The following is a 24,383-nucleotide window of genomic DNA, read 5'->3' on the forward strand; positions in this document are numbered from 1 at the left end:
CGTCCGCCTGCCCTGCCCTGCCCGTCCGTCCGCCGCCTGCCAGGTCGTTCACATGCCGGTGACGGCGCGGGCGGTGAGTCCGATTCCGACCAGCAGGACGAGGGCCGAGGTGGCGGCGGGTCCGACGCGTCCGAGCGCCTTCAGGCGCGCCGAGGCCCTCCCGGCGGTGCGGGCGGCGATGCGGTCGCGCAGGCGTACGAGGAGGAGCCCGGCGAGGGTGAGGGTGGCGGCCATGCCGAGCCCGTAGCCGATCACGAGGAGGATGCCGAAGACGGTCCGGCCGAGCGCGACGGCGCCGAGGAGCACGACCAGTGCGGACGGGCTGGGGACGAGGCCGCCGGCGATGCCGACTCCGATGAGGCTCCAGCGCCGGCGGGGGGCGGGAGCGGGGGCGTGGTGGTGGTCGGCTTCGCCGTGGTGGTGGGGGTCGTGCGCGGACGGGGCGGCGGTCTTGGTCAGGACGACGGTGGTCCCGACGGCGGGCGCGGTGTCGGCGTCGGGGGCGCGGCGTGAGGAGGGCAGGCCGGAGGGCGGTTCGTGGTGGTGCCCGTGAGCGCCGTCGTGCCCGTGCCCGTGGCCGTGGTCGTCGGCGTGGTCGTGCCCGTGGTCGTGTCCGTGGTCGCCGTGGTGGTGATGTCCGTGGCCGTGCCCGTGATGGGGGGCTCGGCCCCGTAGGGCCGAGTACAGCAGCCGGAGGCCGATGGCGGTGACGAGGAGGCCGCCGGCCAGGCCGAGCCAGGTGAGGACGGTTTCCCCCGCGAGGTGGGTGGCGAGCGGGAGGAGGAGGCCGAGGGCGAGGACGCCCGCGGTGTGGGTGAGGGTGACGGTGGCTCCGACGGTGACCGCGTCACGTGGCGTGCCGCGCCGGCCGGCCAGGTAGGCGGCCATGATCGTCTTTCCGTGTCCGGGCATCGCGGCGTGGGAGGCGCCGAGGACCACGGCGAGCAGCAGGGCGAGCAGGCCGACGGGCACGGTGAGTTCGCGGCTTCCGAGGAGGCTGTCGAAGAGTGCGGAGACCTTGTCGAGCACGGTCGTGATCGGGCCCGCACCGGGCAGGCCGGGCGGCACGATCCGGGCCGCGGGTCCCTGCCCCGGAGCCGTCCTGATGTCGGCACCGCGCTGGTCGAGCGACGCCGTGAGGGGGTCCTCGGGGTACTGGCGCAGTCGGTCGGTGGGGGAGGCCGCGGGGACGGTGGAGTCGGCCAGGGTGAGTCCCACGCCGTCGGCGGTGATCTCGCGCCAGCCGATGCGCCGGGTGTCGTAGTGCGTGACGGCGTGGACCCGGGCCGGGGAGGTGAGGTGCGCCTCCGCGCGGAGCCGGCAGGTGAGCCGGCTGGTCGTGAGCCCGGCCTCACCCGGATGGAAGGTCAACCCGCCGGGTTCCCGACTCCATTGGACTCCCACCCCGCCGACCTCGGCGGTCAGTTGCCCGGCCAGCGTGGCGCACGCGCCGTCCGTGTACCTCCCCTGCTCGTCGGCGGTGACGTTCCCGTCGTGGTCCCGGTCGACGAGCGGGCGCTCTTGCGCCGCCGCGATCTCGGCGCGGTCGACCACGATCTCGGCCTCGACGGTGTGGGGGCGCAGGGTGAGGTGGGTGGAGTAGTTGACGGTGAAGTTGCCCAGCGGGTGGGCCGAGGCCGGGTGCGCGGCGGCGATGAGGGCCAGCAGTGCGGCTGCGAGGGGGGCGGCGGCGAGGCGCCGGCGGGTGTGGGGGTTCATGGGGTGTCGTCGATTCGCCGGAGTGCCGCGCGCGCCTCGGGGGCGTGGAGCGGGTGGAAGGAGGGGTCAGTGGCCAGTGCCCGTTCGAGGTCGCTCCGGGCGGCCGTGGTGTCGCCGAGGGCCTGGTGGATGGCGCCGCGGTGGTAGAGGAACAGGGCGCTGCGCGTACCGAGCGCGAGGGCTTCGTCGGCTTGGGCGAGGGCCTCCCGGTCGCGTCCGGCGCGGTGCAGGGCCCAGGCGTAGGCGTCGTGCACGGCGAGGAACGGCCGCTCGCGTACGGCCGCTTCGGCCATGGTCACGGCGTGCCGGGGGTCGCCGTGGTCCGCCTCGAAGTGGATCGCGTCGACGTCGGCGGGCGCGTTGCCGGCCCGGCGGAGCGTTTCCTGGGCGCGCAGGACCGCGTACTGGGCTTCGGCCTGGTCCTGGTGGCCGAGGGACTGCTGGAGTTCACCGAGCGCCAACAGGTACTGCGGGAGCGGGGCCGCCGCGACGGCCGCGGTGTAGTCGGCGACGGCCGCCTCGCGGTCGTCCGTGGCGGCGCGTGCCTTGGCCCGGGCCTCCAGCAGGCCGGCGTCGAGCGGTGCGAGGGCCAGCCCCGTATCCGCCTGACGCAGGGCGGTGGCCGCGTCGCCGCCCTCCAGGGCGAGGGAGGACAGGTGGGTGTGGGCGAAGGCCCGTTCGCCCGGAGTGCCGGCCGCGCGCAGCGAGCGCTCCATGAGCGCCTCGGCCCGGTCGGTGTCGCCGCGCAGTTCGACGGCGTAGGAGGCGCGGGCCAGGGAAGAGCTGTCCGGGCGCAGGTCGACCATCTTCTGGACGGCCTCCTCCGCTTCCCGGTACTGGCCGAGCTGGGTGTGGGCGTCGGCCAGGATCCCGTAGGAGGCGGGGGTGGTGGGGCTGGTCGCGACCGCCTCGTGGGCCCAGGTGAGGGCGTCGCGGAACCGGTGGCGGGCCGCGGCGAGGGCGCCCATGCCGATCTCGGCGTGCAGGTTCTCCGCCGAGCGGAGCGCGAGCGAGCGGCGCAGGGCCGTCTCCGCCTGCGCGTACGTGGCCTGGTCGGCGGTCGTGCGGGCCTGCTGGACCAGGGCCATGCCGAGGTCCGCCCAACTGACCGGATCCTTCGGCAGGCGCTTGACGCGCTCGCGCGACGCCTCGATGCCGCGCGCCGTACCCGTGGAGGAGGAAGCGGACGCGGGGGCGTCCGGTGTGCCGGCGCTCGACGGGGAGAGGCCGACGGCGCCGACGGTGAACAGGACCACGCCCAGGGCGATGGTGATCCCGGTGTTGCGCAGCTGTCTGCGGTGCCGGATCGCGGGGGCGGGCTTCTCTTCGGGCCGGTGCACGGGATCCTCCCCGGTGGGGTCGGTGGCAGGTGTTCCGGGCGGGAACCGCAGGACCGGCCGCGGTCCCCGCCCGGAGAACGGGTCAGTTGGCCTTGCGGCTGCGGCGCAGACGGAAGCCACCGACGCCGAGGAGCAGAGCGCCGAGTCCGCCGAGGGCCGCGGCGTTCTTCGTGCCGGACCTCTCGGGCGCGTTCGGGCCGCTGTTCACGGACTTGGTGTGCGGGAGCGCCAGGTACGGGAAGGCGTTCCCGAAGGGCACCTCGTTGGCGTTGACCTTGTCGCCGTCGGCGAGCGCCGGGACCAGTTGGCCGGTCTGGGCGGCGCCCTCGACGGCCTGGAGGGAGATGTCGATGACGTCGTCGGTCAGACGGCGGCCGTTGGGGAAGCCCGCGAAGTCACCGGCGAGGACGCCGTAGCGGTTGGGGTTGGCGGTGGGCCGCACGGCCATGTTCAGCCGCAGCTCCTCCGCGGGGACGATGTCCCTGCGCTTGGCGTCCTTGTTGAGGCTGTGGGCGTTGAGGTCGGCCTGGATGGGTCCGCACGCCTTGCAGATGCCGGTCAGGTAGATCTCGAACAGGTCCCTGCGCGGGGCGGCGGGCGCGGGGACGTTGTAGACCTGCTGGATCAGCTTGGGCAGGATCGGGTCGAGGACCTTGTCGACGACGGGCTGGACGGTGCGGTCCTGGTCCGGGTTGAGCGTGTTGAAGGCGTCCTTGTACTTCAGCGGGACGACCACCTCGTTCACGAGGGGGTTGCCCAGGCGGGAGACCTGCTTCCACTTGTCGCCGTGCTTGTCACGGGAGTCGGAGAGCTGCACGCCCTGGCGGTCGGTCGTCGACCACACGCCGATGACCGGGTTGCGACCGGCGTTCCCCTTCAGCGCGAGCTGGGCCTTGGGGATCTGGAGGGCGACGGAGTTGACGTTGTAGCCGGCGAGGGTGTCCTGGCCGCGCTCGGAGAGGTTGCCGCCGTAGAGGAGGTCGAAGACGCGCAGGTCGGCGAAGAACGGGTCCTCGGCCTGGCCCGCGAAGGTCTTGCCGCCGCCGGGCACGTTGCGGATCGCCTGGTTGCGCAGGGCGGCGTAGTTCGGCATGGACGCCGGGCCCACGCGGGAGGGGGCGGCCGGCACGTTGGAGAGCAGGACCCTGCTCTCGTCGCCGTGGGAGACCACCAGGTCGTAGACCTGGCGGAAGTTGAGGTCCGGGTCGTCCAGCGAGGTCACCGGGCCGGTGTTGTAGAGGAACTGGTTGGCGGCGTCACGGTAGCTGTTGTGGAAGCGCCAGGTGTAGGTGATGTCGGAGACACCGTCACCGTTGTTGTCGATCTTGATGTTGTAGCGGAGGTCCTCGCCGAACGCGTAGAAGTTCGGGCCGCCGTTGGGCTCCTCGAACGGGATCCAGTTCGCCAGGAGCGTGACCGAGTCGGGCCGGTCCAGGCTGGTGTACGCGTACACGTCGGTGTTGTCCGCACGCGGGTCACCCGCGATCAGCGGCGCCTCGCGGTGGCTGGAGGCGGCACTGATGCCCGGCGCCAGGGTGATGGCGGCGAGGCCGGTCGCGAGCGCGCCGGCGCCCAGGACGAGGAGGGACTGGTCGAGCACACGCCGCGAACGGGGCCGTGCGGGGGTGGACTTCAAGGGTGTTCCTCTCGACTGCGAACCCCGTCGCGCCGCGCACACCGGCACGGCCGGACAGGGGCTTTGAGGTGGGGGTGACCACTCGGGTGTCACGCAGACGGAAGGAAAGCACGCACCACCCACGCCTTGTGACCACATTTCCATCCGTGCCCGGAGGGGATTCCGTCGCGTTCTCGTAAATCCGCTGGCCACGGCCTCCCCGCGGAAAGTCGGGAGGGTTCCACATTCGCCACGACACGCAGTCGGAGGGTTGGGCCATTCGGGCATTCTCGTGTTATTGCAACCCATGCGCAATAATTGGTCGGGGTATTTGTTTGTGGATGCAGGACGACACGTCGCGGGCAGTGGCGGGGAGTGGTGAGGGGGAATTTCGGCCGACTCTTCCGTGGTGAGTGACATCTCGCCCCGTCGGGACATACTCCGGGTACACGACGTGTCGCACCACCACACGAAGGGCGTCCCACCCACATGCCGCGCATCGATGTAAGTACCGACAAGGACCGTAGCGTTGAACTCCACTTCGAGGACTTCGGCCGGGGCCGCCCGGTCGTTCTGGTCCACGGCTGGCCGCTGAGCGGCCGCTCCTGGGAGCCGCAGGTCGCCCCGCTGGTCGAGGCGGGCTACCGGGTGATCACCTACGACCGGCGTGGATTCGGTTCCTCCGCGCAGCCCTGGGAGGGCTACGACTACGACACCCTTGCCGCCGACCTGGACGCGCTCCTGACGCATCTCGACGTACAGGACGCCACCCTGGTCGGGTTCTCGATGGGCGGCGGTGAGGTGGTCCGCTACCTCCACCGCCACGGCAGCGGACGCGTGCGCCAGGTGGTCCTCGCCGCGGCGGTGCCCCCGTACCTCTACAAGAGCGCCGACAACCCCGACGGCGGCCTCGACGACGCCACGATCGCCCAGTTCGAAGGCGGCGTACGCGCCGACCGGCTCACGTTCCTGGAGGGCTTCGTCACCGGCTTCTTCCAGGCCGGCGAGGACACGGACCTCGTCAGCCCGGCGCAGCACCGCTACCACGTTCACCTCGCCGAGGGCGCCTCGCCCAAGGGGACGCTGGACTGCATCAACGCCTTCGCCCGTACCGACTTCCGCGACGACCTCGACCGGATCGACGTCCCGGTCCTGATCATCCACGGCACCCATGACGCCATCGTGCCCTTCGAGGTCAGCGGCAAGCGGTCCCACGAAGCGCTGCCGGGCAGCACCCTGGCCCTGATCGAGGGGGCCCCGCACGGGCTGAACCTCACCCACGCGCAGGAGTTCAACCGGCACCTGGTCGACTTCCTCGCCAAGTGACGGCCGCCCCTGCCCGCGCCGTACGGGCGTGGGCAGGGGCGTGAACGTCGCGTGTTCCCGCCCGGCGAGCAGCGGTACGGGCAGGCTGGTTTCGGCAGGCCGCTTCGCCCGGCTCGGCGGGAATATGCTGAAGTAACGATTCTCTTCGCGGACCAGAAAAGCAATGCCCCGCCCGGCGATTCGAAAAGGACGGCGGCGCCGCTATCGGCGGAAAGGTGAAACGCGAACGAAGTCGGGATTCGGCTGTCGTGTCGCGATCCTCATTTCCACGGCATCCGCGCACCAGGTAATGGCCCGCCAGGCGGGGCGCTTTTGTCCTTTGTTGATCCCGGAAGTTCCGGCACTCCTCAAAACGTGCGCCGGGGCCTTTCCCCCGCTTCTCCCATGACGCCCGCGCGTCACCTTCCCGAGACCGGGACGGCGCCCTCTCTTCGTGAGGACACCCCGGGGCGGCTTGGTCTCCGTCGGCACGTTCCCTCGAATGGCCGATCCGCCGCCCATCCGCCGCCCATCCGCCGCCGATTCGCAGCCGATCCGCCCCGCCGCCCCGCGCCGTCCCGCCGTCGGGTGAGGGGCTGCCCACCGCGCCAACGGCGAGCGTCCGCTCCCGGGCCGGGTCACTTCCGCCAGAAGAGGTGGTGCGCCACGCCGCTCGGGCTGGGTACGACCTCCAGGTGGAACCGGTCGAGCAGCTCGTCGGGGGATTCCCACAGGCGTACCCCGGAGCCGAACTTCACCGGCGAGACGGCCACGTGCAGGGTGTCGACGAGGTCGGCGTCGAGGAACTGCCGGATGGTGGTCGCTCCGCCGCCGAGCCGGACGTCTTGGCCCCGCGCCGCCTCCCGCGCCCGTGCGAGGACCGTGGCCGGGTCGCCGTCGACGAAGTGGAACGTGGTGTCGGAGAGCGTGAACGAAGGACGCTCGTGGTGGGTCATGACGAACACCGGAGTGCGGAACGGGGGCTCGTCACCCCACCAGCCCTGCCAGTCGTGGTCGCGCCAGGGTCCGCGCTGCGGGCCGAACTTGTTGCGGCCCATGATCTCGGCGCCGATGTTGCGGGCGTAGTCCCGCGTCAGGTAGTCGTCCAGGCCCCGGCTGCCCCCGGGGTCGGTGCGCATGGGCCAGCTCGCCGTGGCGCCGGCCCAGGCGAACAGCCGGCTGGGGTCGACGTGACCGAACGGCCTCTCAAGGGTCTGGTCGTCCCCGGCTCCGATGCCGTCACTTGAGACGTTGAAGTTCTGCACTCTCAGCAGCTGGGTCACGTGTTCCTCCTGTGATGGCGACAGCGGTGATGGGCCTCCGCGGTGGTGAGACTCCCCGGGACGGAGAAACTCATCGCCGCGTCGGTGACCGCTCGGACATCCGGCCCCTCATTGTCGCCGCAGGGGAGGTCAGTGTGGCGTACCGCCGGTCCGGGCGGCCGTCGCGCACACCCGGTGCAGGAGGTAGTGCAGCTGGGTTCGCTCACCCTTGGTGAGCGACGACAGCAGTACGTCCTGCACGGCCCGCAGGTCCTCCTCGACGGCTCGCAGCACCGAGGCGCCGGCCGGTGTCGGCGCCACGACCTCCTGTCGGCCGCCGACGTTGACGATCATCGTCTGCACCAGCCCCCGAGCCAGGAGGTCATCGATCACTCGCGAAGCCTCGGCCTCCGGCTTCTCCATGTGCGTGGCGAGATCGCGCCGGGCGTGCGGACCCAGCTCCGCCAACGTGGTGAGGACCGCCTGGTGAAGGGGGCTCAGCCCGCGCGCGCCCAGGCGTTGCGCCGCCCTCGCCTCGACGGCCCGGCCCGCCGCCGACAGAAGATCCACGGTCAGCTGGGAGGGGTCGCGGGACTGGTGCCCCCTGTCGTACACGTCGCGTCCAATCGCCGGGGAGGGGGGCGTCACCTCGACCCGCCCACGGCGCAACGCCGTCACGCCGCCTGCCGTTCGCGCGGAACGGGCTCGCGCTTCGCCCCGGACCCGCACGGAACTCCGCGCCTCAGGGGCGCACGAGGTGAACCTGGGCCGACCCTACGTGCACGCGGGCGATTGGTCTACATCGAAGTCGTCAGTCGGGCGCCTCAGCGACCCCGTACGCCTTCGGCCGCGAGTTCCACGTACTCGTGGAGGCCGTACGCCAGGGCCACGGCCAGGAGGGCCGACACCGCCACGGTCGACAGGAGCCCGACCGCGGCCGCCCGTGTCCTACGGGCACGCGGCCGGACCGGCGCCGGCCGCAGCAGGGCTTCGACCCGCTGGGGAACCGGCCCGGAACCCACCGACAGCAAGGGGCCGCGACCTCGACCCGCCGGACCGGAGGAGGAGGCGGCGGCCAGCGCCGCGCGCGCGATCGCGGTCGCGGCCAACCGCCGGTTGCCCACCGCGGAGGCCGCCGCCTCGTCCGCCCACCGTTCCAGGTGGAAGTCCAGGGCCGGGCGCAGTGAGCGTAGGGCCGGGTGCACCGCGGCGGCCAGGTGGGTGGTGGCGGACAGCAGGTGGTGGCGGTCCGCGAGATGGGCGCGCTCGTGGCCGAACAGCACCTCCCGCTCCGCCGGACCGAGGGTCCGGAGCATGCCCGTCGTCACCACGATCCGCCCGCCGCACCCCCGCCGCCCCGGCAGCGCGAACGCCTGCGGGTCGGGATCCGTCACGAGCAACAGGTCCCCGTCGCAGACGGCGTCTCCCGCGGCCGACCACGCACGCGTGAGCAGCGAGCGGCGCTCGTACCAGCGGCGCCCCACCAGCACCGCCTGGAACACGAGCACTGCCCCGGCGGCAGCGGAGACCGGTACCGCGGCCGGCCACTCGGCGACCGTCCGCGACAGCGGAACCTGTTCGAGGGAGGCGAGGAACGGCACGTGGAACAGGCCGATCAGCGCCGCCAGCGTGCCGCCGGCCGGCAGCGCGGCGGCTCCCGTCAGCACCAGACAGGCTTCACGCGGGGGCAGGAGCGCGGCCAGTCGGCGCGCGGCCGGGGCCGCGGCCCACGGAAGCACCAGCGCCAGCATGACCAAGGCCAGAACCGGTGTCACCGGTTCACCGACCTTCCTCGGCCTCGCGGAGCAGGCGCCGCAGCGCGTCCTCGTCGTCCCCGGAGAGCGAGGACACGAAGCGCTGCAGCACCAGGTCGCGCTGTGGTTCCCGCTCCAGTTCGCGGCGCATGCGCCCGGCGGCCAGCCCGGCGGCGTCGTCCGCCGCCGCGTAGGCGAAGCCGCGCCCCGAGCGGATCCGCACGAGCGTGCCCTTGTCGTACAGGCGGGTCAGGATCGTGGTCACCGTCGTCCGGGCCAGCTCCCGGCCCAGCGCGGTGTTGATCTGCTGTGGCGTCAACGGTTCCTCGGCCGCCCAGAGGACCGCCAGCACGTCCGCGACCAGCTCACCGTGCGGACGTCTCGCGTCCCGGTCGTCCTCGACCATGTCCTACCGCCCCGCTCCTGCCCGGCGGATCGCCCGGGCACCGATTTCCGCCGTGCCCGGCGAACTTTACGTGAGGGGCCGATCCCCGGACGGCTCGCCGACATCAGCGTGCGGCGAGGGCGTCGTCGGGTAGGGGGGCGGGGGCGGCGGTATCCGGGCTCCGTGTCGCGAGGGCGCCGCGCCGATCGGGCGCGGCGCCTCAGGGGGATTCGCCCTGGGCGATCTCGATGCCGGCGTGGAGATCGTCGGCCGCTTGGAGGGAGGCGCCGGCCGACAGGGCCAGGCAGGTCAGGAGTGTGGCTGCCGCCGCCCGGCGGACGAGGGGCCGTGCGGCCTTCTCCAAGTGGTGGTCGCCGAGCAGGGCGGCGACGCGTTTCGGGACGGGGCCCGCGGTCGCCGCGAGGGCCGCCCCGGGGCGTGGGCGGCCCGCGGTGGAGGAGGTGCGCGCGGCGAGTGCGGCCCGGCCGATGGCCCGGGCGGTCAGTCGGCGGTCGCCGACCGAGGTGGCGGCGGATTCGTCGGCGCTGCGCTCCACCGCGTAGGCGAGCGGTTCGCGCAGCGCACGCAGGCCCGGGTGGCACAGCCCGGCGAGGTCGACGACGGCCGTGAACAGGTGGTGGCGGTCCTTGAGGTGGGCGCGTTCGTGGGCGAGCAGGACCTCGCGTTCGGGGGCGGAGAGTGCGCGGAGCATGCCGGTGGTGACGACGATGCGGCCGGGGCGGCCGGGCAGCGCGTAGGCGTCGGGGTGGTCGTCGGCCAGGACGACCAGCTCGCCGTCCGATCGGGCGGCCAGGCCCCGGGCCTGCCTCAGCCGCCGCCGGCGGCGGTCGGCGGCCCGCACCAGGAGGGTGGCGCACCAGCTCAGAAGGGTTGCCGCGGTGACGGCGACGGCGATGACGGCGTCGGGGGAGCCCGAGGCCAGCGGGGCCAGCAAGTGCCCCGAGGCGGCCACGGCGTGCAGGTGGGTGGCGCCGGGGACGATGAGCAGGGCCAGGGCGCAGGCGCTTCCAATGGCCAGTCCGGCGGCCGTCAGGGTCAGCAGCCGGAGCGCCTGCCGTGGGGGCAGGCTCACGGCGAGCCGCCGGCCCGCCGGGCCGGCGAGGAACGGCAGGACCAGCGGCAGCCACACCGTGTGGATCACGGGGTGCTCCTGTCGTCGTCGAGGAGGAGGCGCAGCAGGCGCTCGTCCTCGTCGTTGAGCTGGGACACGAAACGGCTCAGCACCGCGCCCCGGTCCTCGTCCTTGGCCATTTCGGCGTGCATCCGGCGGGCGGTGAGCCCGGACGCGTCCTCGGTGGGGTGGTACGCGAAGCCGCGGCCGGAGCGCGTGCGCGCCACGGACCCCTTCTCGTGCAGGCGCGACAGGATGGTCGTCACCGTCGTGCGGGCGAGGGCGTCGCCGAGGACCCCCTGCACCTGCCCGGGCGTCAGCGGTCCGTCGGCCGCCCAGAGAGCGGCCAACACGCGCGCCTCCAGCTCTCCTGCGGGGCGTCGATCCCCGTGTGTGTCCCCCATGGGCGCGCTCCTTCCGGCTTCGATCGTCTACAGTAGCGTAGACCGTCTACAGGCTTGTAGTCGTTGGTCGGCGGGACGCCGTCCCATGCCCTCGCGCCCATGCCCTGACCCTCTCACCCCCTCGGGAGCTGTTCGACATGGCCCTGCCCCTTCTCGCCGCCGCGTCGCAGGCGCTCAGTCCGCAGGCCGTCAACCTGCTGGACGCCGGCTCCCTCCTGTCGTCCTTCGGGGCGCTCGGCGTCGCGGCCGTCCTCTTCGCCGAGACCGGCCTCCTCGTCGGCTTCTTCCTCCCCGGCGACTCCCTGCTCTTCACCGCCGGACTGCTCTGCGTATCGGGCAACCACGGACCGGTCCACCTCTCCCTCCCGCAGGTCCTGTGCGCGGCCGTGGCCGGCGCCCTGCTCGGGGCCCAGGTCGGTTACGTCATCGGCCGTCGCGGCGGGAGCGCCCTACTCGCCCGCAGCCGCAGCCGCAAGCTCCACGAGGGCGCCGAACGCGCCGAGGAACTCCTCGACCGCTACGGGCACGGCAAGGCGATCGTCCTCGCGCGCTTCGTGCCGATCGTCCGCACCGTCCTCAACCCGATGGCCGGGGCCCTGGGCGTTCCCGCCCGGGTCTTCACCCTCTGGCAGGTCGTCGGCGGCCTCGCGTGGACCGTCGGCCTCGTTCTCGCGGGCTACGCCCTCGGCTCCTCCGTGCCCAACGTCGACCGCTACCTCCTGCCGATCGTCGCCCTCGTCGTCCTCGTCTCGCTCACCCCCCTGGCGCTGGAGTTGATCCGCCGGCGCTCCGCCCGCACCTCGAACGGAGGCTCGCATTGAGCCCCCTCGCCCTGGACGGCCCCTCCGTCGACGGAAACCTCTACACCTGGCTCACCGGGATCGCCGACCGGGCGCCCGGTTGGCTGGACGGCCTCCTCTCCGGCTGGTCCACCTACGGCCTCGCCCTCTTCGGAGTGCTGATGTTGGCCGCGTGGTGGCGTGCCCGCCCGGCCGCGGACCCCGCCAGGACCGCGATGGCGCTCGCCGCGCCCCTCGTGGTGAGCGCCGCCTTCCTCCTCGACACCGGCATCAAGTCCCTGTTCCGGGAGCAGCGCCCCTGCCAGGCCCTGCACACGGTGACGTTGGAAGTCTGCCCGCCCCTGGGCGACTGGTCCTTCCCCAGCAACCACGCCGCCATCGCCGCCGCCGCGGCGACGGCCCTGTGGATCGTCGACCGCCGGCTCGGAACGATCGCCCTACCGGCCGCGCTGCTCATGGCCTTCTCCCGGGTCTGGGTGGGCGCCCACTACCCCCACGACGTCCTGCTCGGCCTGATCGTCGGGACGGCCGTCGCCTGGCCGCTCACCCGTACGGCCCGTCACGCCGCCCCCGTGGTCCGGCGATTGGACGGGACCGCGCTGCGGCCCCTGGTCGCCTCCCGGTGAAGGCGGGTAGGGCAGCGACGCCGAGGCGCTGGGCTCTGGCCGCGGCCGGGTGCGCGGCGCTCTTCGCGGTACTGGCCGCCCTCGTCTCCGCCGGAGGGGCGCCGTTCCCCCTGGACCGGGCCCCGCACCTGTGGTCGGTGGCGCACCGTCCCCCGGTCGCGGTGGCCTTCGCCCGCGCCGTCACGGTGACGGGCAGCGGCCCCGTCCCCTACCTCTGCGCCCTCGGCGCCGGTCTCCTCGCCGGTCGGGGCACCCGAGGCCGGTGGCTGTCGGCCGCGGGAGCGCTGGGCTTCCTGCTCGTGGCGCAGGGTGTGCGCACCGCTGTCATGTACGCCGTGGCCCGGCCCCGACCGCCGCTCGCGGACTGGACCGCGCACGCCTCCGGGTACGCCTTCCCCTCCGGCCACACCACCACATCGGCCCTCGCGGCGGGGCTCCTGGCCGGGGCCGCGTGGCGAACGGCCGGCCCGGCCACCGCCCGACTCTGCTGGGTCCTCCTGGCCTGTTGGGCCCTCGCCGTCGGGCTGAGCCGGATCTACCTCGGGGTCCACTGGCCCACCGACGTCCTGGGCGGCTGGCTCTTCGCCGCGACCTGGCTCGCCGCCGCCACCGCACTGGCCACGCGGAAGTACCGCGCGCCGTCGTGACGGGGCCACGTGCTGGGCGCGCCGGCCGCCGGTCCGACATCGGGTTCGACCGACCCCCGTGTCGCGCGGTTCGACCTTCGGCCGTGTGACACGGGTCGGACCGGGCAGGCGCCGGGGCGAACGTTTCCCTTGACGAGAGAGGCGAGGTCCGATGACCGAGTACGAACGCTCCCGCACGATGCCCGCCCTTCCCGAGCACGTCTTCGACCAGGCCGCCCAGGTGGAGCAGATGGACCAGTGGCTCCCCGAAGAGATCCGCGTCCACGACGACGGGCTGCCCGCCGTGACCGTGCGCGAAGGCGGCGACGAGGCCGAAACGGCGGCGCTGCTGCGGGCGCGGCCGGAGCAGATGCGTCTGGAGTGGGGAACCAGGCAGGACGGCGCCTACGCCGGATGGCTCCAGGTGGCGGGTCTGGACGGCGGGCCCAGCGCGGTGACCGTGCACCTGTCCTTCTTCGCCGAGGACCACGACCCGGGAGAGCAGGCGGTCAACGCCCTCCTCGACCGCAGCCTGGAACGCCTGGAGGACCAGGTGCGTCTGCGCGTCGACGGCACGGCGGGCTGAAGAGGGCGGGACCGTGGGGTGGCCCCGTGCCGGCGCGCCGCCGTGTGGTCAGGAACCGGTCAGGGGCCGTCGTGGGGGCGGAGCAGGAGCAGGGCGATGTCGTCGTAGCGCGGCGCGGACCGTTCGGCCCGGTCGATGAGGGCATCGGCGACGGCGTCGAGGTCTCCGGCCCCCCTCGCGGCCAGGTGCCGGGCGAGTGCCGCCGTGGAGTCGTCGATGTCGATACCGGGAGTCTCCACGAGCCCGTCGGTGTAGAGGGCGAGGACGGCGCCGAACGGCAGGGGGACCTCGACCGTGAGGTACTCGGCTGCCGGATCGACGCCCAGCAGCAGCCCCGGGGGCAGGCTCAGGGGGCCGGTGCGGCCGTCGGGGTGGCGCAGCAGGGCCGGGGGATGCCCGGCGGTGGCCAGGAGCGCACGGTGGTTCGAGAGGTCCAGGTGCGCGATGAGGCAGCTGGCGAACAGGCCGGGGTCGAGGTCGATCAGGAGGCGGTTCGTGCGGGACAGGATGTCGCCGGGGGAGGCGCCCGCCGTGGCGTGGGCGTGCACCGCCGTGCGGAGCTGTCCCATCAGGGCGGCGGCGGTGGTGTTGTGGCCCTGTACGTCGCCGATCGCCGCGGTGGCCGTCGTGGGGGTCCGGGCGATCAGGTCGTAGAAGTCGCCGCCGATGTCCATGCCGTGGCCGGCGGGACGGTAGCGGGCGCAGACCTGGAGGCCGGCAACGCGCGGCAGGGTGCGGGGCAGCAGGCTGTTCTGCAGGGTGTGGGCGAGGGCGTGCGTGGCGTCGTAGAGGCGGGCGCGGTCGAGGGCTTGGGCGATCAGGCCGGCCATCGAGGTGAGCAGGGCGCGCTCGGCGGGGGAAAAGGGGCGGGGCCGGTCGTAGGAGAGGGTCAGGGAACCCACGTGGCGGCCGGAGGCGGTCAGGGGCAGGAAGGCCCAGGCGTCGCGGTTCTCGTACCGCGGAGCGGAGGGGTGCGCCCGCCGGAACTCCTCGTGGTTCGCGAAGAAGACGGGCCGGCCCGTGGCCATGACCTGGGCGGGCGTTCGGCCGGAGCCCACCGGCTCGCCGTCGAACCGGTCGATGAACTCCTGGCGGTAGCCCCGGTGGCCGAGGATCCGCAGCCGACCCTCCCTGGCGGTCATGACCACCAGCCCCTGCGGTCCGAAGCCGGGGACGATCTGGTCGGCGGCCAGTTCGATCACGTCCCGCACCCCGACCGCTTCGGCGAGGACGGTGGCGAGGTGCGTCAGCTGGTAGAGCGCCGCCGCCCCCACGGGCTCGGCCCCGGGCGGATCCGGGGTGCGCGCCCGGGCGCCGTGCGCCTGCGCGCTGGGGGTGATGTGCACGCTGATCCCGGTGTTGTCCGGGTAGAGCCGGAACGACAACAACCGGTCGGGAGGACGCCGGGCGGTGAACGAGGTGGGCTGCCGGCTCACCACCGCCGCCCGGTAGCGGTCTTCGAAGAGGGGGTCGTGCAGCCACAGGAGCACCTCCCACGGCCGGTGGCCCAACAGCGCGGCGGCACTCGCGCCCACCAGTTCGACTCCGGCGGGGTTGATGAAGGTGAGCCGGCCGTCCAGGTCGAGCGCGCAGCAGCCCACGGGCAGGCGTTCGGTGAAGCGCAGGGCGGCCGTGGCCTGAGTCGGGTCGGCCTCACGGGGGTGCGCCGCGGGGAGCAGGGTGGGCTCCGCGGGGAGCCGGAGCGCGTGACCGCCGGCGGTGGTCCGTCGCAGGAGGTCGGCCGCGCGTCGGCAACAGGCGGTGACGGTGTCCCGTTCGGCCGCGCTGAGCTGCGGCGGGTGCCAGACGGGCCATAGCAGGACGATGCCGCCCCACGCGGTGGCGGCGTCGGCGATCGGGGCGGCGGCGAGCATGAAGTCGTACGGCAGGACGATCCCGAGCCGAGGATAGCGTCGGGCGACCTCTTCCTGACTGCCGAGCCATACGAGGCGCCGTCGGCGCATGGCGTCCGCCACCGGAATCTCGGCGTCCATCGGGATCCGGGCCCACGGAGCGGCGATCCGCCGGGACACGCCCGACACCATGGTCAGCCGCAGCACCTGTTCCTCCGGAGAGCGCAGGTAGACCAGGCCCACCGATGCGCCGGTGTCCCGCACCACGTCGGAGAGGAGGGCATCGGGCAGGCCCGCGCCCGGGCCGGGTTCGCTCCCACGGCCGGCGGCGTCCACGGCCGTCACTCGCTCCCGCTGATGCCCCGCAAACAGCCCATGAACAGACAATACGACACTTGTGGTGGAGGGGATTCCCCCGCCGGCGGTGGCAGCCGGCCGCTGTCGGGAAGCCGGTACCGGCGCGACGGACATCGGGTTCGGGCAGGCATCGAGGGGCAGGCGCGCAACCGTACCCGGCGCCCCGGTTACCCGGCGCCCCAGTAACCCAGACGACGCGGAGGACCCCCGTGACCGAGTCCACCCCCGGGCGGCAGCCGGACCAGCACACCTACCGGCGGGCCGCGGACTACGTGGCCGCGGCCCTCATCTTCCTCCAGGACAACGTCCTGCTCACCGAGCCCCTGCGACCCGAACACCTCAAACCACGACTGCTGGGCCACTGGGGCACCTGCCCCGGCCTCACCATGGTCTACGCCGCCCTGAACACCCTGGTCCGGGAGCGCGACGCCGATGTCCTCATGGTCACCGGCCCGGGACACGGGGCGCCGGCCCTGCACGCCAACCTCTGGCTCGAAGGCACCCACGAGGAGTACGACCCGGCCCTGGCCCGAACCGGCGCCGGGCTGCGTGAACTCGCGCGGCGCTACTGCGCGCCGGACGGGTTCCCCAGCCACCTCTCGCCGGCCGTCCCGGGCACCCTGCACGAGGGTGGCGAACTCGGCTACGCCCTGGCGACCGCCTTCGGCGCCGCCCTGGACGCCCCCGACCGGATCGTCGCCTGTGTGATCGGTGACGGGGAGGCCGAGACCGGCCCCACCGCCGGTGCCTGGCACTCGCCGAAGTACCTCGACCCGGTGACCGGCGGCGCGGTCCTGCCCTTCCTGCACCTGAACGGGTTCAAGATCTCCTCCCCGACCGTCTTCGCGACGATGTCGGACGACGAGCTGACCGCGCTCTTCCGCGGCTACGGCTGGGACCCCCGCATCGTGGACCTCACCGAGGACCCGCCCGGGGACCCCCTCGGAGCCGCCGTCCTCGACGCGCACACCGCGATCCGCGACCTCCAGGACCGCGCCCGATCCGGGGACGAGCCGGTCCGCCCGGCCTGGCCCGTGATCGTGCTGCGCAGCCTCAAGGGCCTGGGCGCGCCCGCCGAGGTCGAGGGCAAGGCCATCGAAGGCACCTTCCACGCCCACCAGGTGCCGCTGCCCGAGGTCCACGACGACCCGGAACAGTTGCGGGCCCTCGAAGGCTGGCTCCGCTCCTACCGCCCCCAGGACCTCTTCGACGGCGACGGGCGGCCCGTATCGGACGTCCTCGCGGGCGTGCCGCGGGGCGCCGCGCGGATCGGCGCCCAGCCCGCCGCGAACGGCGGGCGCCTGCGCCGTCCGCTCGACCTCCCACCGCCGGCGCCCCACGCCGTCGACGTCTCCGCCGGACCGGGCACGGCCACCGCGAGCCCCACCCGCGTCCTCGCCGACTGGCTGACCGAGCTGATGCGGAGCAGCGCCCAGAACCGCGACTTCCGCATCGTCTCGCCGGACGAACTCGCCTCGAACAAGCTCGACGCCGTCCTGAAGGCCGGCGGGCGCGCGTACGTCTGGCCCGTGGAGGAGTACGCGGAGGACCTGTCCCGTGACGGCCGGGTGATGGAGATGCTGTCCGAGCACAACTGCCAGGGCTGGCTGCAGGGCTACCTGCTGACCGGTCGGCACGGCCTCTTCCCCACCTACGAGGCGTTCGCCACGATCGTGGACAGCATGGTCAACCAGTACGCGAAGTGGCTGAAGATGGCCGGCGAAGTCCCCTGGCGCGCCCCCGTGAGCAGCCTCACCTACCTCCTCAGCAGCGAGGGGTGGCGCCAGGAGCACAACGGCTACAGCCACCAGGGCCCCGGTTTCATCAACAACCTGCTGAACAGGAAGAACACCGTCACCGGCGTCTACCTGCCGCCCGACGCCAACACCCTCCTGGTCACCATGGAGGAACTGCTCGACGAGACCGGAAAGGTCAACGTCGTCGTCGCGGGCAAACACGACGCCGCCCAGTGGCTCGACCTCGACGCCGCCCGCGCCCACTGCCGGGCCGGTGCCTCCGTCTGGCCGTGGGCCAGTACGCACGGGGGCGAGGACCCCGAGATCGTCCTCGCCTGCGCCGGGGGCATCCCCACCGTCGAGTCGCTGGCCGCCGCGGACATGCTGCGCCGCGACCTGCCCGGAGCCAGGGTGCGCTTCGTCAACGTGGTCGACCTCTGCGCCCTCGCCCCGCCGGACCGCCACCCGCGCGGGATGGCGGACGACCGGTTCCGCGCCCTGTTCGGCGACGACACGCACGTCGTCTTCGACTTCCACGGCTACCCCTCGGCGGTGCACCAGCTCCTCCACGGCCGCCCGCACCCCGACCGGTTCCACGTCCGCGGGTACGTCGAGGAGGGCACCACGACGACCCCGTACGACCTGCTCGCCCTCAACGGGACCTCCCGGCACGACCTGGCCGTCACGGCCCTGACGTACCTGCGGGACCGGCACGCCGAGGCCCCCAAGCTCGCCGAGGACATCGCGCGCCGGCGCGACCTGCTCCGGGCGGAACTGCGCCGCACCGGCACGGACCCGGCGGAGATCACCGCATGGAAGTGGACGTCATGACCGGCCCCGTCCTCGGCCCCGTCCTCGTCCTCGACGCGGGCTCCTCCAGCCTCCACCTGGTCGTACTGGACGAGAAGGACCGGGCACTGGCCCGCCGGGACCTCGACGCGCTCCCGGACGGCGGGGCGGGCCCCGCGCTGGAGGAATTCCTCGGAACGTGCCCGCCGGTCTCTGCCTGCGGGCACCGCCTCGTCCACGGCGGCCCCCACCTGCGCCGACCGGCCGTCGTGGACGAAACCCTGCGCACACTGCTGGATGCGGTGGCGGACCTCGCCCCGCTGCACGTGCCGCCCGCGCTGGCGGTGCTCGACGAAGCCCGCCGCCTCCTCCCCGACGTCCCCCACGTCGCCTGCCCCGACACCGCCTTCCACCGCGATCTCCCCGAACCCGCCCGCACCTACGCGCTCCCGAGGGAATGGAACCGCCGTCACGGCCTGCGCCGCTACGGCTTCCACGGCCTGTCCTACGCGTACGCGTCGCGTCGCGCCGCCGAACTCCTCGGGCGCCCGCTGTCCGATCTCCACCTGCTCGTCACGCACCTGGGCGGAGGCTGCTCGGCCTGCGCGGTGCGCGGGGGCGTCAGCGTGGACACGACCATGGGATTCACTCCGCTGGAAGGGATGGCGATGAGCAGCCGCAGCGGCACCGTCGACCCCGGGATGCTCCTGTGGTTGCAGCAGGAGACGGGCGTCGGTCCACGGCGCCTGGAGGAGGTCCTCATGCGCGAATCGGGCCTGCTGGGGCTCTCGGGGACCTCCGGTGACACCCGCGAACTCGTCCGGGCCCGCACGGCCGGCGACGCCGACGCGGCTCTGGCGCTCGACGTGTTCACGCTCGGGGTCCGTCGGGGGCTTGCGGGCGTGGCGGCCTCCCTGGACCGGGTCGACGCCCTCGTCTTCACCGGCGAGATCGGCGAGGACCAGCCCGAAGTACGCGAGGACGTGGCCGCGGGCCTGACCGTACTCGGCGTTGAAGGCGGCCTCCTGCCGACGAACCCCACCGAGCCCGCCCCGGTCAGCGCTCCGGGAGCGGCGGTGCCCGTCCTCGTCGTCCCCACCGGTGAGGTCCGGCAGATCGCCCGCGAAACCCGGGCCTGCCTGCGGAGCTGAACGAGGCCGACCCCCGGTGAGCACCGGCCGGTTTCACCCGTCCGGGTGCGGGAGTCGAATGCGGGGTCATGCCGCGGTGACCTGTGGGCAGCAGCGTGGGGGACGGGCATCGACGACCTTGCCCGTGTCCTTGCCCGTGTCCTCCGTGCCGACGGCCGTCGGCGCGGCCGCTGAAGAAGGAGGCTGCATTCATGTCGCAGGTCGAAGAATCGATCGAGGTGGACGTCGCCGTCCGCACCGCCTACAACCAGTGGACCCAGTTCGAGACGTTCCCCCGCTTCATGGACGGTGTCGAGAAGATCACCCAGATCAACGACACCCTGACGCATTGGGAGACCAAGGTCGCCGGCGTGGAGAGGGAGTTCGACGCCGAGATCACGGAACAGATCCCCGACGAGCGCGTCGCCTGGACCACCGTGGGCGGCGAGGCCAGTCAGGCCGGAGTCGTGACCTTCCACCACTTGGCCGACAACCGGTCCAAGGTCATGCTCCAGCTGGACTACGACCCCGAGGGCTTCACGGAGAACGTCGGTGACAAGCTCGGCTTCGTCAAGCGCCAGGTTGCCGGCGACCTGAAGCGCTTCAAGAAGTTCATTGAGGCCCGCACCGTCGAAACCGGCTCCTGGCGCGGCGAAGTCTGAGCCCGATCCGGATCGGCGCGCCCGGATCGGCGCCCGGCTCGGTCGGCTCAGCGGGGCGGAGCCCAGAAGGCCGAGAGGGTCCCCCGGCCCGGGGCCAGAGCGTCCCATCCGTCCGCCAGGTCCACCACCACGACGCCTGATGTGGGAAAGCCCTCCCGGAGCCGTTGCAACAGCTCCGGGGGGCCACTCCCGCAGAGGGAAGTGGCCAGTTCGTGGATGCCCGAGTTGTGGCCGACGAGGAGGGCGCTGCCGAGCGCTCCGGCCCGTATCGAGAGGACGTCCACCAGACGGTGCGGCGGCGCGTCGTAGAGCTGCTCGTCGTACACGGTCGGGGGCGGATCCCCCAGCGCGGGCACCATCAGCTCCCAGGTCTGCCGCGTCCTGCGCGACGGCGAACACAGGGCGAGGTCGGCCGTGTACCCGGACCCGGCCAGCCACCGTCCGGCCCGGGGCGCGTTCTCGCGCCCCCGCTCGCTCAGGGGGCGCTCGAAGTCCTCGATCCGTCCCTTGGGCACGGCCTTGGCGTGTCGCACCAGCACCAGGCGTCGCCCCCGTCCGTCGACGCGGGCCGAAGGTTCGACGGGCATGGTCCTCTCCTTCGTCGTGGGGCACCCCCCCCACCCCATGGTGCGGGGGCCCTCCCACGTCCGCACCCGTGGACATCCGGTGCCGTCGTCGGTGGTGCCGGGGGCGGTGGGTGGATGCGCTCGGTCGGGCTGTGCGCCGGCGCGTCCGCCGGTCAGGACGGCGGCGCGGACAGGTCGGCGCGGACCAGGGCAGCCGCCAGCCTGGGCAGGTCCTCGCCGCTCACCAGCCCGGCCAAACCCTCGGGCGTCCGCGGCAGACCCAGGTCGGCGGCGGCCCGGCGGGCCCGCCGGTCGAAGGCGGGGCGCAACTCGGGCCACACTCCCTGTGCCTCACGGCAGAAGATGTCGGCGCCCACGGGACCGATCCGCGGAACCTCCCGCAGCAGCTCGCGGAGGCGGCCGGCGTCCTCGCGGCCGGCGTCGCGCAGGCGGCGAAGGTCTCCGTGGTAGCGGTCGAGCACGAACCGCGCGCCCTCGGCGAGCGCCGTCGCCGTACTTTCGTCGTAGCGGCGGTAGTGGGCGCGGCCCAAGGCGTCCACCCGGTCCTGCCAGGAGGACGCGGCCATCGCCCGCGGCGTACGCCATCCCGCGGCGAACACCTCGTGGGCGGCCGCGACCGCGAGGTCGGCCTTGATGCGTACCGAGAACAGCACGCAGAGCGTGAGCAGTTGGTACAACGGCATGGGCGTGTTCCGGAGGTGGATGCCCGCCTCCTCGGCGTGGGTGCGCCCGTGCTCGGCGAGCAGTTCGCGTACGGTGGCGCGCTGCGTCATCACGAGCCTCGCTCGGGTGCGGGCGGCCGAGGTTCCGGGCACCCGGGGGCGCCCGGAACCTCAACCGTGTCGACCCTCATCCTTCGGGCTCGTCCAGCGCTGGTCACCCGTCATCGGGTCCTTGACCGGACCCGGCCGGTCGAGGCGGCTCGCCTCGTCCGTGTCGGCGGCGGCCGTCCGCTCGTCGTCGGCGCGCGGAACCTCTCGTCCACCGCGCCGAGCGTGCTGCTCGTGATCGTGGCCGGGGTCGTGCCCGTGTCGGGCCCCGTGCCCGTCGTGCGGGGGTACGCCGCCCGCGCCGCCCTGCTCGTCCATCGTGCCCTCCTCGTCGTAGCGGGGTCTTCACCGTGGCCGCTTCCCGATTCCCGACCGGCGAAACCCGCGACAGGGGCCACCGGCCGGGCGCCGGCGGCCGGGCACGGGATGGGTGCGAAGCGGTGGCTTCAGGAGACCGGTTTCAGGAGACCAGGGGAGTGGCGTCCACCTCGGTCAGGCTGACCGTGCTCAGTCCGCCGCGCTCGCTCCGCACGTCCGTCACCTTGAGCTGCGTGCCCGGCGCGAGGACGTACTCCTCCTCTCCGGTGAAGGCGGAGAAGTTCCGGATCCCGACCGCCTGGGCGGGCGTCACCTCGAACAGCGTCCGCTTGCCGCGGCTGCCCAGGAAGGACCTGGCCACGCTGCGCTCGGAGGTGCAGGAGGAGACGCCCCACCACGTCACCGTCCGACCCACCGGGTACTGCGCCCGCAGGTCCAACGACACGCCGCGCCACAGCGGTTGGGTGTGGGCGGGCAGTTCCGAGATCGCCGAGAACAGCAGCCGCAGGTACGGCAGGTAGGGCGTGATCCTGGTGCGGTCCGGGGAGCGGAGGACGGCGTTGATCTCGCGGTAGAAGGCGGACTCGCAGGTGTAGAGGTACAACGCCGAGACCGCGTCGGCGGACGGCCCGCCGACCACCCCGTCCGCCCGCCGCCTGCCGAAGTCGCGGGACCGGTCGATGTGCCCCGCGAGCCCGGCCAGCGTCTCGGCTACGGGCGCGACGGCGTCCCGGAAGTCCATCAGCGGAGTGTCGAACACACCGGTGATCGCGGGGAGGACCAGACCCTCGTCCTTGACGCTGGTGAGGCGCTCCAGGTACATCTGGTGCAGGTTCATGGTCGACTCGATGAAGGCGCCCATGCGCGCCGCGACGCCGCCGTCCGAGCCGCCGCCGACAGCCCCCTCGTTCCAGCCCTTGCTCGGCAGCCAGTCGATGCCGTCGGCGCCCAATGACGCGAGGGCCTCGTTCACCTGGGCGAAGTGGTCGCCCTCGCAGAAGATGTCGCCCTGCGCCGCCGGGTTCGCGTGGTCGATGTGCCGGACCTCGACGTCCGGGTACTTCTCCTGGAGCCGCAGGACGACCCTCTTCAGGCTGCGCGCGTGCGCCCCCCACCAGGCGAACACCACGCCGCGGTCCTCCTCGTCGGCGTCCTGCTTCGACTTGAGGATCTCCTCGACGATCCGTTCGGCCACGGGCCGCCAGAACGCCGTGTGCCGGTCGGCACCCATCGCCCCGTCGCCACTGGCGGTGAGCGAGGCGTTCAGCAGCAGCACGCCCTGCGTCAGCATCGCCTGGAACCACTCCGGCGGTTGGACGGTGTCCCGCTCTTTCAACAGCGCACGGACGTCGGCGATGGGCGTCTTCTTGACGATGCCGTACTTCCACATCGCCGCGGCCTTGATGACGCAGCGGATGCTGACGACCCTGCCGAACTGGCTGTCCTTCCAGTCGATGAAGGTGTTGTCGAACATGGCTATGCCCGTCGCGCTCTCCTGGCGCGGGTACGGGTTCTGGCCGAAGACGACGACCTTCCACTTGTGCGGGGGATGGGGCTTGAGCGCCTGGAAGGTCAGCTCACGGACCGGCACGACCTCGGAGCCGCGCCCCTTCCCGATGAACCCGCCGGCGTTCGGCTGCGCCTCGATGACCGGCTTCAGCAGCGGGAGCCAGGGCTCCCCGCCGCCGTGGAACAGCTCGGTGAGGGCGAGGGGGTCGGTGGCGTCGGTCATGTGAGGAGTGCTTCCGATCGTCGTGGTCGTCGTCGTGGTCGTCATCGTGACCGTGGTCGTCGGGGAAGGCACCTGCTGGGCGGGATGGTCGGCGGGCTCGGCCGGCATCGCGGCCTTCGGCGGCACGATGCGCACCCGCTCCTCGACCGGCGCGTTCTCGATGCCGCTGAGCTGCGCGAGGATCGTGGCGCGCAGCTCGTCGTCGTCCTCGAACCAGTGGTCGTGGAAGAGCGTGTAGCCGGTCCACATCAGGTTGGCGCACACCCGGGCCGGGACCCGGCCGGTCTGCGCGCCCATGCCCACCAGCGCCACCGAGCGGATGCTGCCCGGAACCTTCCGGTTCTGTCGGTGCACGGCCTGGAAGGCGGCGGCGCAGGACAGGGCCACGTTCAGCGTGGCGCTCACGTTCTGCGAGGAGCCGACCATCGTCGGCGTCGAGATCAGGTACCGGGGAACGCCCGCTCCCGACGGGACACAGACGGCGCTGCCCACCGGGAGGGCGCCGGCGAACCGATCGCGGATCGCGCGCTGAACGCGCAGCTGGATGCCGGATCCGAGGTGCCGCTTGATGACGGCGTCGACCCCGCCGTCCATCCGGCCCCGGGAGTTGGTCGGGGTGACCCAGGCGTCGACGTCCTCGTCGAGGATCGAACCCCTGTGGATCTCGATGCCGGGGGTGTCCGCGAACGCCGCCCGCCACGCCTCCACCACACGCTCGTTGACGTCGGTCAGCACCACCCTGAGCCCGGGCTGCGCACTGCTCGCGGTCATCGTCCACCCCTCGTCGAAAACGCCCCACACAACACCCCGAACCTAACCTCCGGCACTGACAACACGGTCCTGTTGAGGGGAGGCTGACGTGAGGTCACGGGTGCGTCTGGCTCGGGGGTGGGGG

The 24,383-nt window shown here is 73.0% G+C and carries 22 protein-coding genes; 8 read left to right on the forward strand and 14 right to left on the reverse strand.

The features are described from left to right. Nucleotides 1-48: 48 nt before the first annotated feature. From ACIOD1_RS07240 to ACIOD1_RS07250, 3 genes are all read right to left on the reverse strand, one after another. Nucleotides 49-1,719, reverse strand: coding sequence for a sulfite exporter TauE/SafE family protein (locus ACIOD1_RS07240; protein ID WP_401900793.1), 1,671 nt, complete (start codon nt 1,717-1,719; stop codon nt 49-51). Continuing rightward, nucleotides 1,716-3,059 carry a tetratricopeptide repeat protein gene (locus ACIOD1_RS07245; RefSeq protein ID WP_401900795.1) on the reverse strand — a complete coding sequence of 448 codons (1,344 nt, stop codon included), beginning with the start codon at nt 3,057-3,059 and terminating at the stop codon, nt 1,716-1,718. Before ACIOD1_RS07245 ends, ACIOD1_RS07240 begins: the two co-directional genes overlap by 4 nt. Nucleotides 3,060-3,141: 82 nt before the next feature. Beyond that, nucleotides 3,142-4,695, reverse strand: a complete 1,554-nt coding sequence (locus tag ACIOD1_RS07250) for a DUF4331 domain-containing protein (RefSeq protein ID WP_401900797.1) — start codon at nt 4,693-4,695, stop codon at nt 3,142-3,144. 468 nt (nt 4,696-5,163) lie between these two features. On the opposite strand from ACIOD1_RS07250, the gene ACIOD1_RS07255 reads away from it, so the two are divergent. Continuing rightward, a complete protein-coding gene (locus tag ACIOD1_RS07255; protein ID WP_365617500.1) occupies nt 5,164-6,000 on the forward strand; it encodes an alpha/beta hydrolase in 837 nt (278 codons plus the stop codon). Nucleotides 6,001-6,617: 617 nt separating this feature from the next. Here the strand turns inward: ACIOD1_RS07255 and ACIOD1_RS07260 are convergent. From ACIOD1_RS07260 to ACIOD1_RS07285, 6 genes are all read right to left on the reverse strand, one after another. After that, the gene (locus tag ACIOD1_RS07260; RefSeq protein ID WP_401900799.1) at nt 6,618-7,262 is read right to left on the reverse strand and encodes a dihydrofolate reductase family protein; all 645 of its coding nucleotides are present in this window, start codon (nt 7,260-7,262) and stop codon (nt 6,618-6,620) included. A 129-nt stretch (nt 7,263-7,391) separates the two neighbouring features. Continuing rightward, complete coding sequence (locus tag ACIOD1_RS07265) at nt 7,392-7,856, reverse strand: MarR family winged helix-turn-helix transcriptional regulator (protein WP_365617497.1); 465 nt, start codon at nt 7,854-7,856, stop codon at nt 7,392-7,394. 209 nt (nt 7,857-8,065) lie between these two features. Then, nucleotides 8,066-9,016 (reverse strand): M56 family metallopeptidase, encoded by a 951-nt coding sequence (locus tag ACIOD1_RS07270; protein WP_401900803.1) that lies wholly within the window; start codon nt 9,014-9,016, stop codon nt 8,066-8,068. Nucleotides 9,017-9,020: 4 nt separating this feature from the next. Beyond that, complete coding sequence (locus tag ACIOD1_RS07275) at nt 9,021-9,401, reverse strand: BlaI/MecI/CopY family transcriptional regulator (RefSeq protein ID WP_365617494.1); 381 nt, start codon at nt 9,399-9,401, stop codon at nt 9,021-9,023. 199 nt (nt 9,402-9,600) lie between these two features. Beyond that, the gene (locus ACIOD1_RS07280; protein ID WP_401900805.1) at nt 9,601-10,542 is read right to left on the reverse strand and encodes a M56 family metallopeptidase; all 942 of its coding nucleotides are present in this window, start codon (nt 10,540-10,542) and stop codon (nt 9,601-9,603) included. Further along, nucleotides 10,539-10,916, reverse strand: coding sequence for a BlaI/MecI/CopY family transcriptional regulator (locus tag ACIOD1_RS07285; RefSeq protein ID WP_365617491.1), 378 nt, complete (start codon nt 10,914-10,916; stop codon nt 10,539-10,541). The genes ACIOD1_RS07280 and ACIOD1_RS07285 overlap by 4 nt, the downstream gene beginning before the upstream one ends. 137 nt (nt 10,917-11,053) lie before the next feature. On the opposite strand from ACIOD1_RS07285, the gene ACIOD1_RS07290 reads away from it, so the two are divergent. From ACIOD1_RS07290 to ACIOD1_RS07305, 4 genes are all read left to right on the forward strand, one after another. Beyond that, nucleotides 11,054-11,737 carry a DedA family protein gene (locus ACIOD1_RS07290; RefSeq protein WP_365617489.1) on the forward strand — a complete coding sequence of 228 codons (684 nt, stop codon included), beginning with the start codon at nt 11,054-11,056 and terminating at the stop codon, nt 11,735-11,737. After that, entirely contained in the window at nt 11,734-12,342 is a 609-nt protein-coding gene (locus tag ACIOD1_RS07295; RefSeq protein ID WP_401900809.1) for a phosphatase PAP2 family protein, read from the forward strand. Before ACIOD1_RS07290 ends, ACIOD1_RS07295 begins: the two co-directional genes overlap by 4 nt. Continuing rightward, nucleotides 12,339-12,989 carry a phosphatase PAP2 family protein gene (locus ACIOD1_RS07300; RefSeq protein ID WP_365617485.1) on the forward strand — a complete coding sequence of 217 codons (651 nt, stop codon included), beginning with the start codon at nt 12,339-12,341 and terminating at the stop codon, nt 12,987-12,989. Before ACIOD1_RS07295 ends, ACIOD1_RS07300 begins: the two co-directional genes overlap by 4 nt. 151 nt (nt 12,990-13,140) lie before the next feature. Next, complete coding sequence (locus ACIOD1_RS07305; RefSeq protein WP_365617483.1) at nt 13,141-13,554, forward strand: SRPBCC family protein; 414 nt, start codon at nt 13,141-13,143, stop codon at nt 13,552-13,554. A 59-nt stretch (nt 13,555-13,613) separates the two neighbouring features. Here ACIOD1_RS07305 and ACIOD1_RS07310 read toward each other — a convergent pair whose 3' ends face one another. After that, nucleotides 13,614-15,743, reverse strand: a complete 2,130-nt coding sequence (locus ACIOD1_RS07310) for a SpoIIE family protein phosphatase (protein WP_401900812.1) — start codon at nt 15,741-15,743, stop codon at nt 13,614-13,616. Between the two features lie 230 nt (nt 15,744-15,973). Here ACIOD1_RS07310 and ACIOD1_RS07315 point away from each other — a divergent pair, with 230 nt between their 5' ends. The 3 genes from ACIOD1_RS07315 to ACIOD1_RS07325 all read left to right on the forward strand — a co-directional run bounded on the left by ACIOD1_RS07315 (nt 15,974) and on the right by ACIOD1_RS07325 (nt 20,081). Then, nucleotides 15,974-18,331 carry a phosphoketolase family protein gene (locus ACIOD1_RS07315; RefSeq protein ID WP_401900814.1) on the forward strand — a complete coding sequence of 786 codons (2,358 nt, stop codon included), beginning with the start codon at nt 15,974-15,976 and terminating at the stop codon, nt 18,329-18,331. Next, nucleotides 18,313-19,440, forward strand: coding sequence for an acetate/propionate family kinase (locus ACIOD1_RS07320; RefSeq protein WP_401900815.1), 1,128 nt, complete (start codon nt 18,313-18,315; stop codon nt 19,438-19,440). The genes ACIOD1_RS07315 and ACIOD1_RS07320 overlap by 19 nt, the downstream gene beginning before the upstream one ends. A 191-nt stretch (nt 19,441-19,631) precedes the next feature. Beyond that, entirely contained in the window at nt 19,632-20,081 is a 450-nt protein-coding gene (locus tag ACIOD1_RS07325) for an SRPBCC family protein (RefSeq protein WP_365617477.1), read from the forward strand. Between the two features lie 47 nt (nt 20,082-20,128). Here the strand turns inward: ACIOD1_RS07325 and ACIOD1_RS07330 are convergent, their stop codons facing one another. The 4 genes from ACIOD1_RS07330 to ACIOD1_RS07345 form a co-directional block, all read right to left on the reverse strand. Continuing rightward, entirely contained in the window at nt 20,129-20,668 is a 540-nt protein-coding gene (locus ACIOD1_RS07330) for a SixA phosphatase family protein (protein ID WP_401900817.1), read from the reverse strand. A 152-nt stretch (nt 20,669-20,820) separates the two neighbouring features. Then, nucleotides 20,821-21,441, reverse strand: coding sequence for an endonuclease (locus tag ACIOD1_RS07335; RefSeq protein WP_365617473.1), 621 nt, complete (start codon nt 21,439-21,441; stop codon nt 20,821-20,823). Between the two features lie 60 nt (nt 21,442-21,501). Continuing rightward, the gene (locus tag ACIOD1_RS07340; protein WP_365617472.1) at nt 21,502-21,756 is read right to left on the reverse strand and encodes a hypothetical protein; all 255 of its coding nucleotides are present in this window, start codon (nt 21,754-21,756) and stop codon (nt 21,502-21,504) included. 142 nt (nt 21,757-21,898) lie between these two features. Next, complete coding sequence (locus ACIOD1_RS07345; RefSeq protein ID WP_365617470.1) at nt 21,899-24,259, reverse strand: ADP-ribosyltransferase domain-containing protein; 2,361 nt, start codon at nt 24,257-24,259, stop codon at nt 21,899-21,901. Nucleotides 24,260-24,383 lie beyond the last annotated feature (124 nt).

The sequence above is a fragment of the Streptomyces sp. NPDC088097 genome (genome assembly GCF_044741845.1).
In the GTDB taxonomy this organism is placed as follows: Bacteria; Actinomycetota; Actinomycetes; order Streptomycetales; family Streptomycetaceae; genus Streptomyces.

Coding starts and splice junctions, on each gene's coding strand:
- ACIOD1_RS07285 (WP_365617491.1), bottom strand. CDS start 10,916: ATGGGGGACACACACGGGGATCGACGCCCCGCAGGAGAGCTGGAGGCG.
- ACIOD1_RS07340 (WP_365617472.1), bottom strand. CDS start 21,756: ATGGACGAGCAGGGCGGCGCGGGCGGCGTACCCCCGCACGACGGGCAC.
- ACIOD1_RS07330 (WP_401900817.1), bottom strand. CDS start 20,668: ATGCCCGTCGAACCTTCGGCCCGCGTCGACGGACGGGGGCGACGCCTG.
- ACIOD1_RS07240 (WP_401900793.1), bottom strand. CDS start 1,719: ATGAACCCCCACACCCGCCGGCGCCTCGCCGCCGCCCCCCTCGCAGCC.
- ACIOD1_RS07290 (WP_365617489.1), top strand. CDS start 11,054: ATGGCCCTGCCCCTTCTCGCCGCCGCGTCGCAGGCGCTCAGTCCGCAG.
- ACIOD1_RS07305 (WP_365617483.1), top strand. CDS start 13,141: ATGACCGAGTACGAACGCTCCCGCACGATGCCCGCCCTTCCCGAGCAC.
- ACIOD1_RS07320 (WP_401900815.1), top strand. CDS start 18,313: ATGGAAGTGGACGTCATGACCGGCCCCGTCCTCGGCCCCGTCCTCGTC.
- ACIOD1_RS07255 (WP_365617500.1), top strand. CDS start 5,164: ATGCCGCGCATCGATGTAAGTACCGACAAGGACCGTAGCGTTGAACTC.
- ACIOD1_RS07345 (WP_365617470.1), bottom strand. CDS start 24,259: ATGACCGCGAGCAGTGCGCAGCCCGGGCTCAGGGTGGTGCTGACCGAC.
- ACIOD1_RS07325 (WP_365617477.1), top strand. CDS start 19,632: ATGTCGCAGGTCGAAGAATCGATCGAGGTGGACGTCGCCGTCCGCACC.
- ACIOD1_RS07275 (WP_365617494.1), bottom strand. CDS start 9,401: ATGGTCGAGGACGACCGGGACGCGAGACGTCCGCACGGTGAGCTGGTC.
- ACIOD1_RS07335 (WP_365617473.1), bottom strand. CDS start 21,441: ATGACGCAGCGCGCCACCGTACGCGAACTGCTCGCCGAGCACGGGCGC.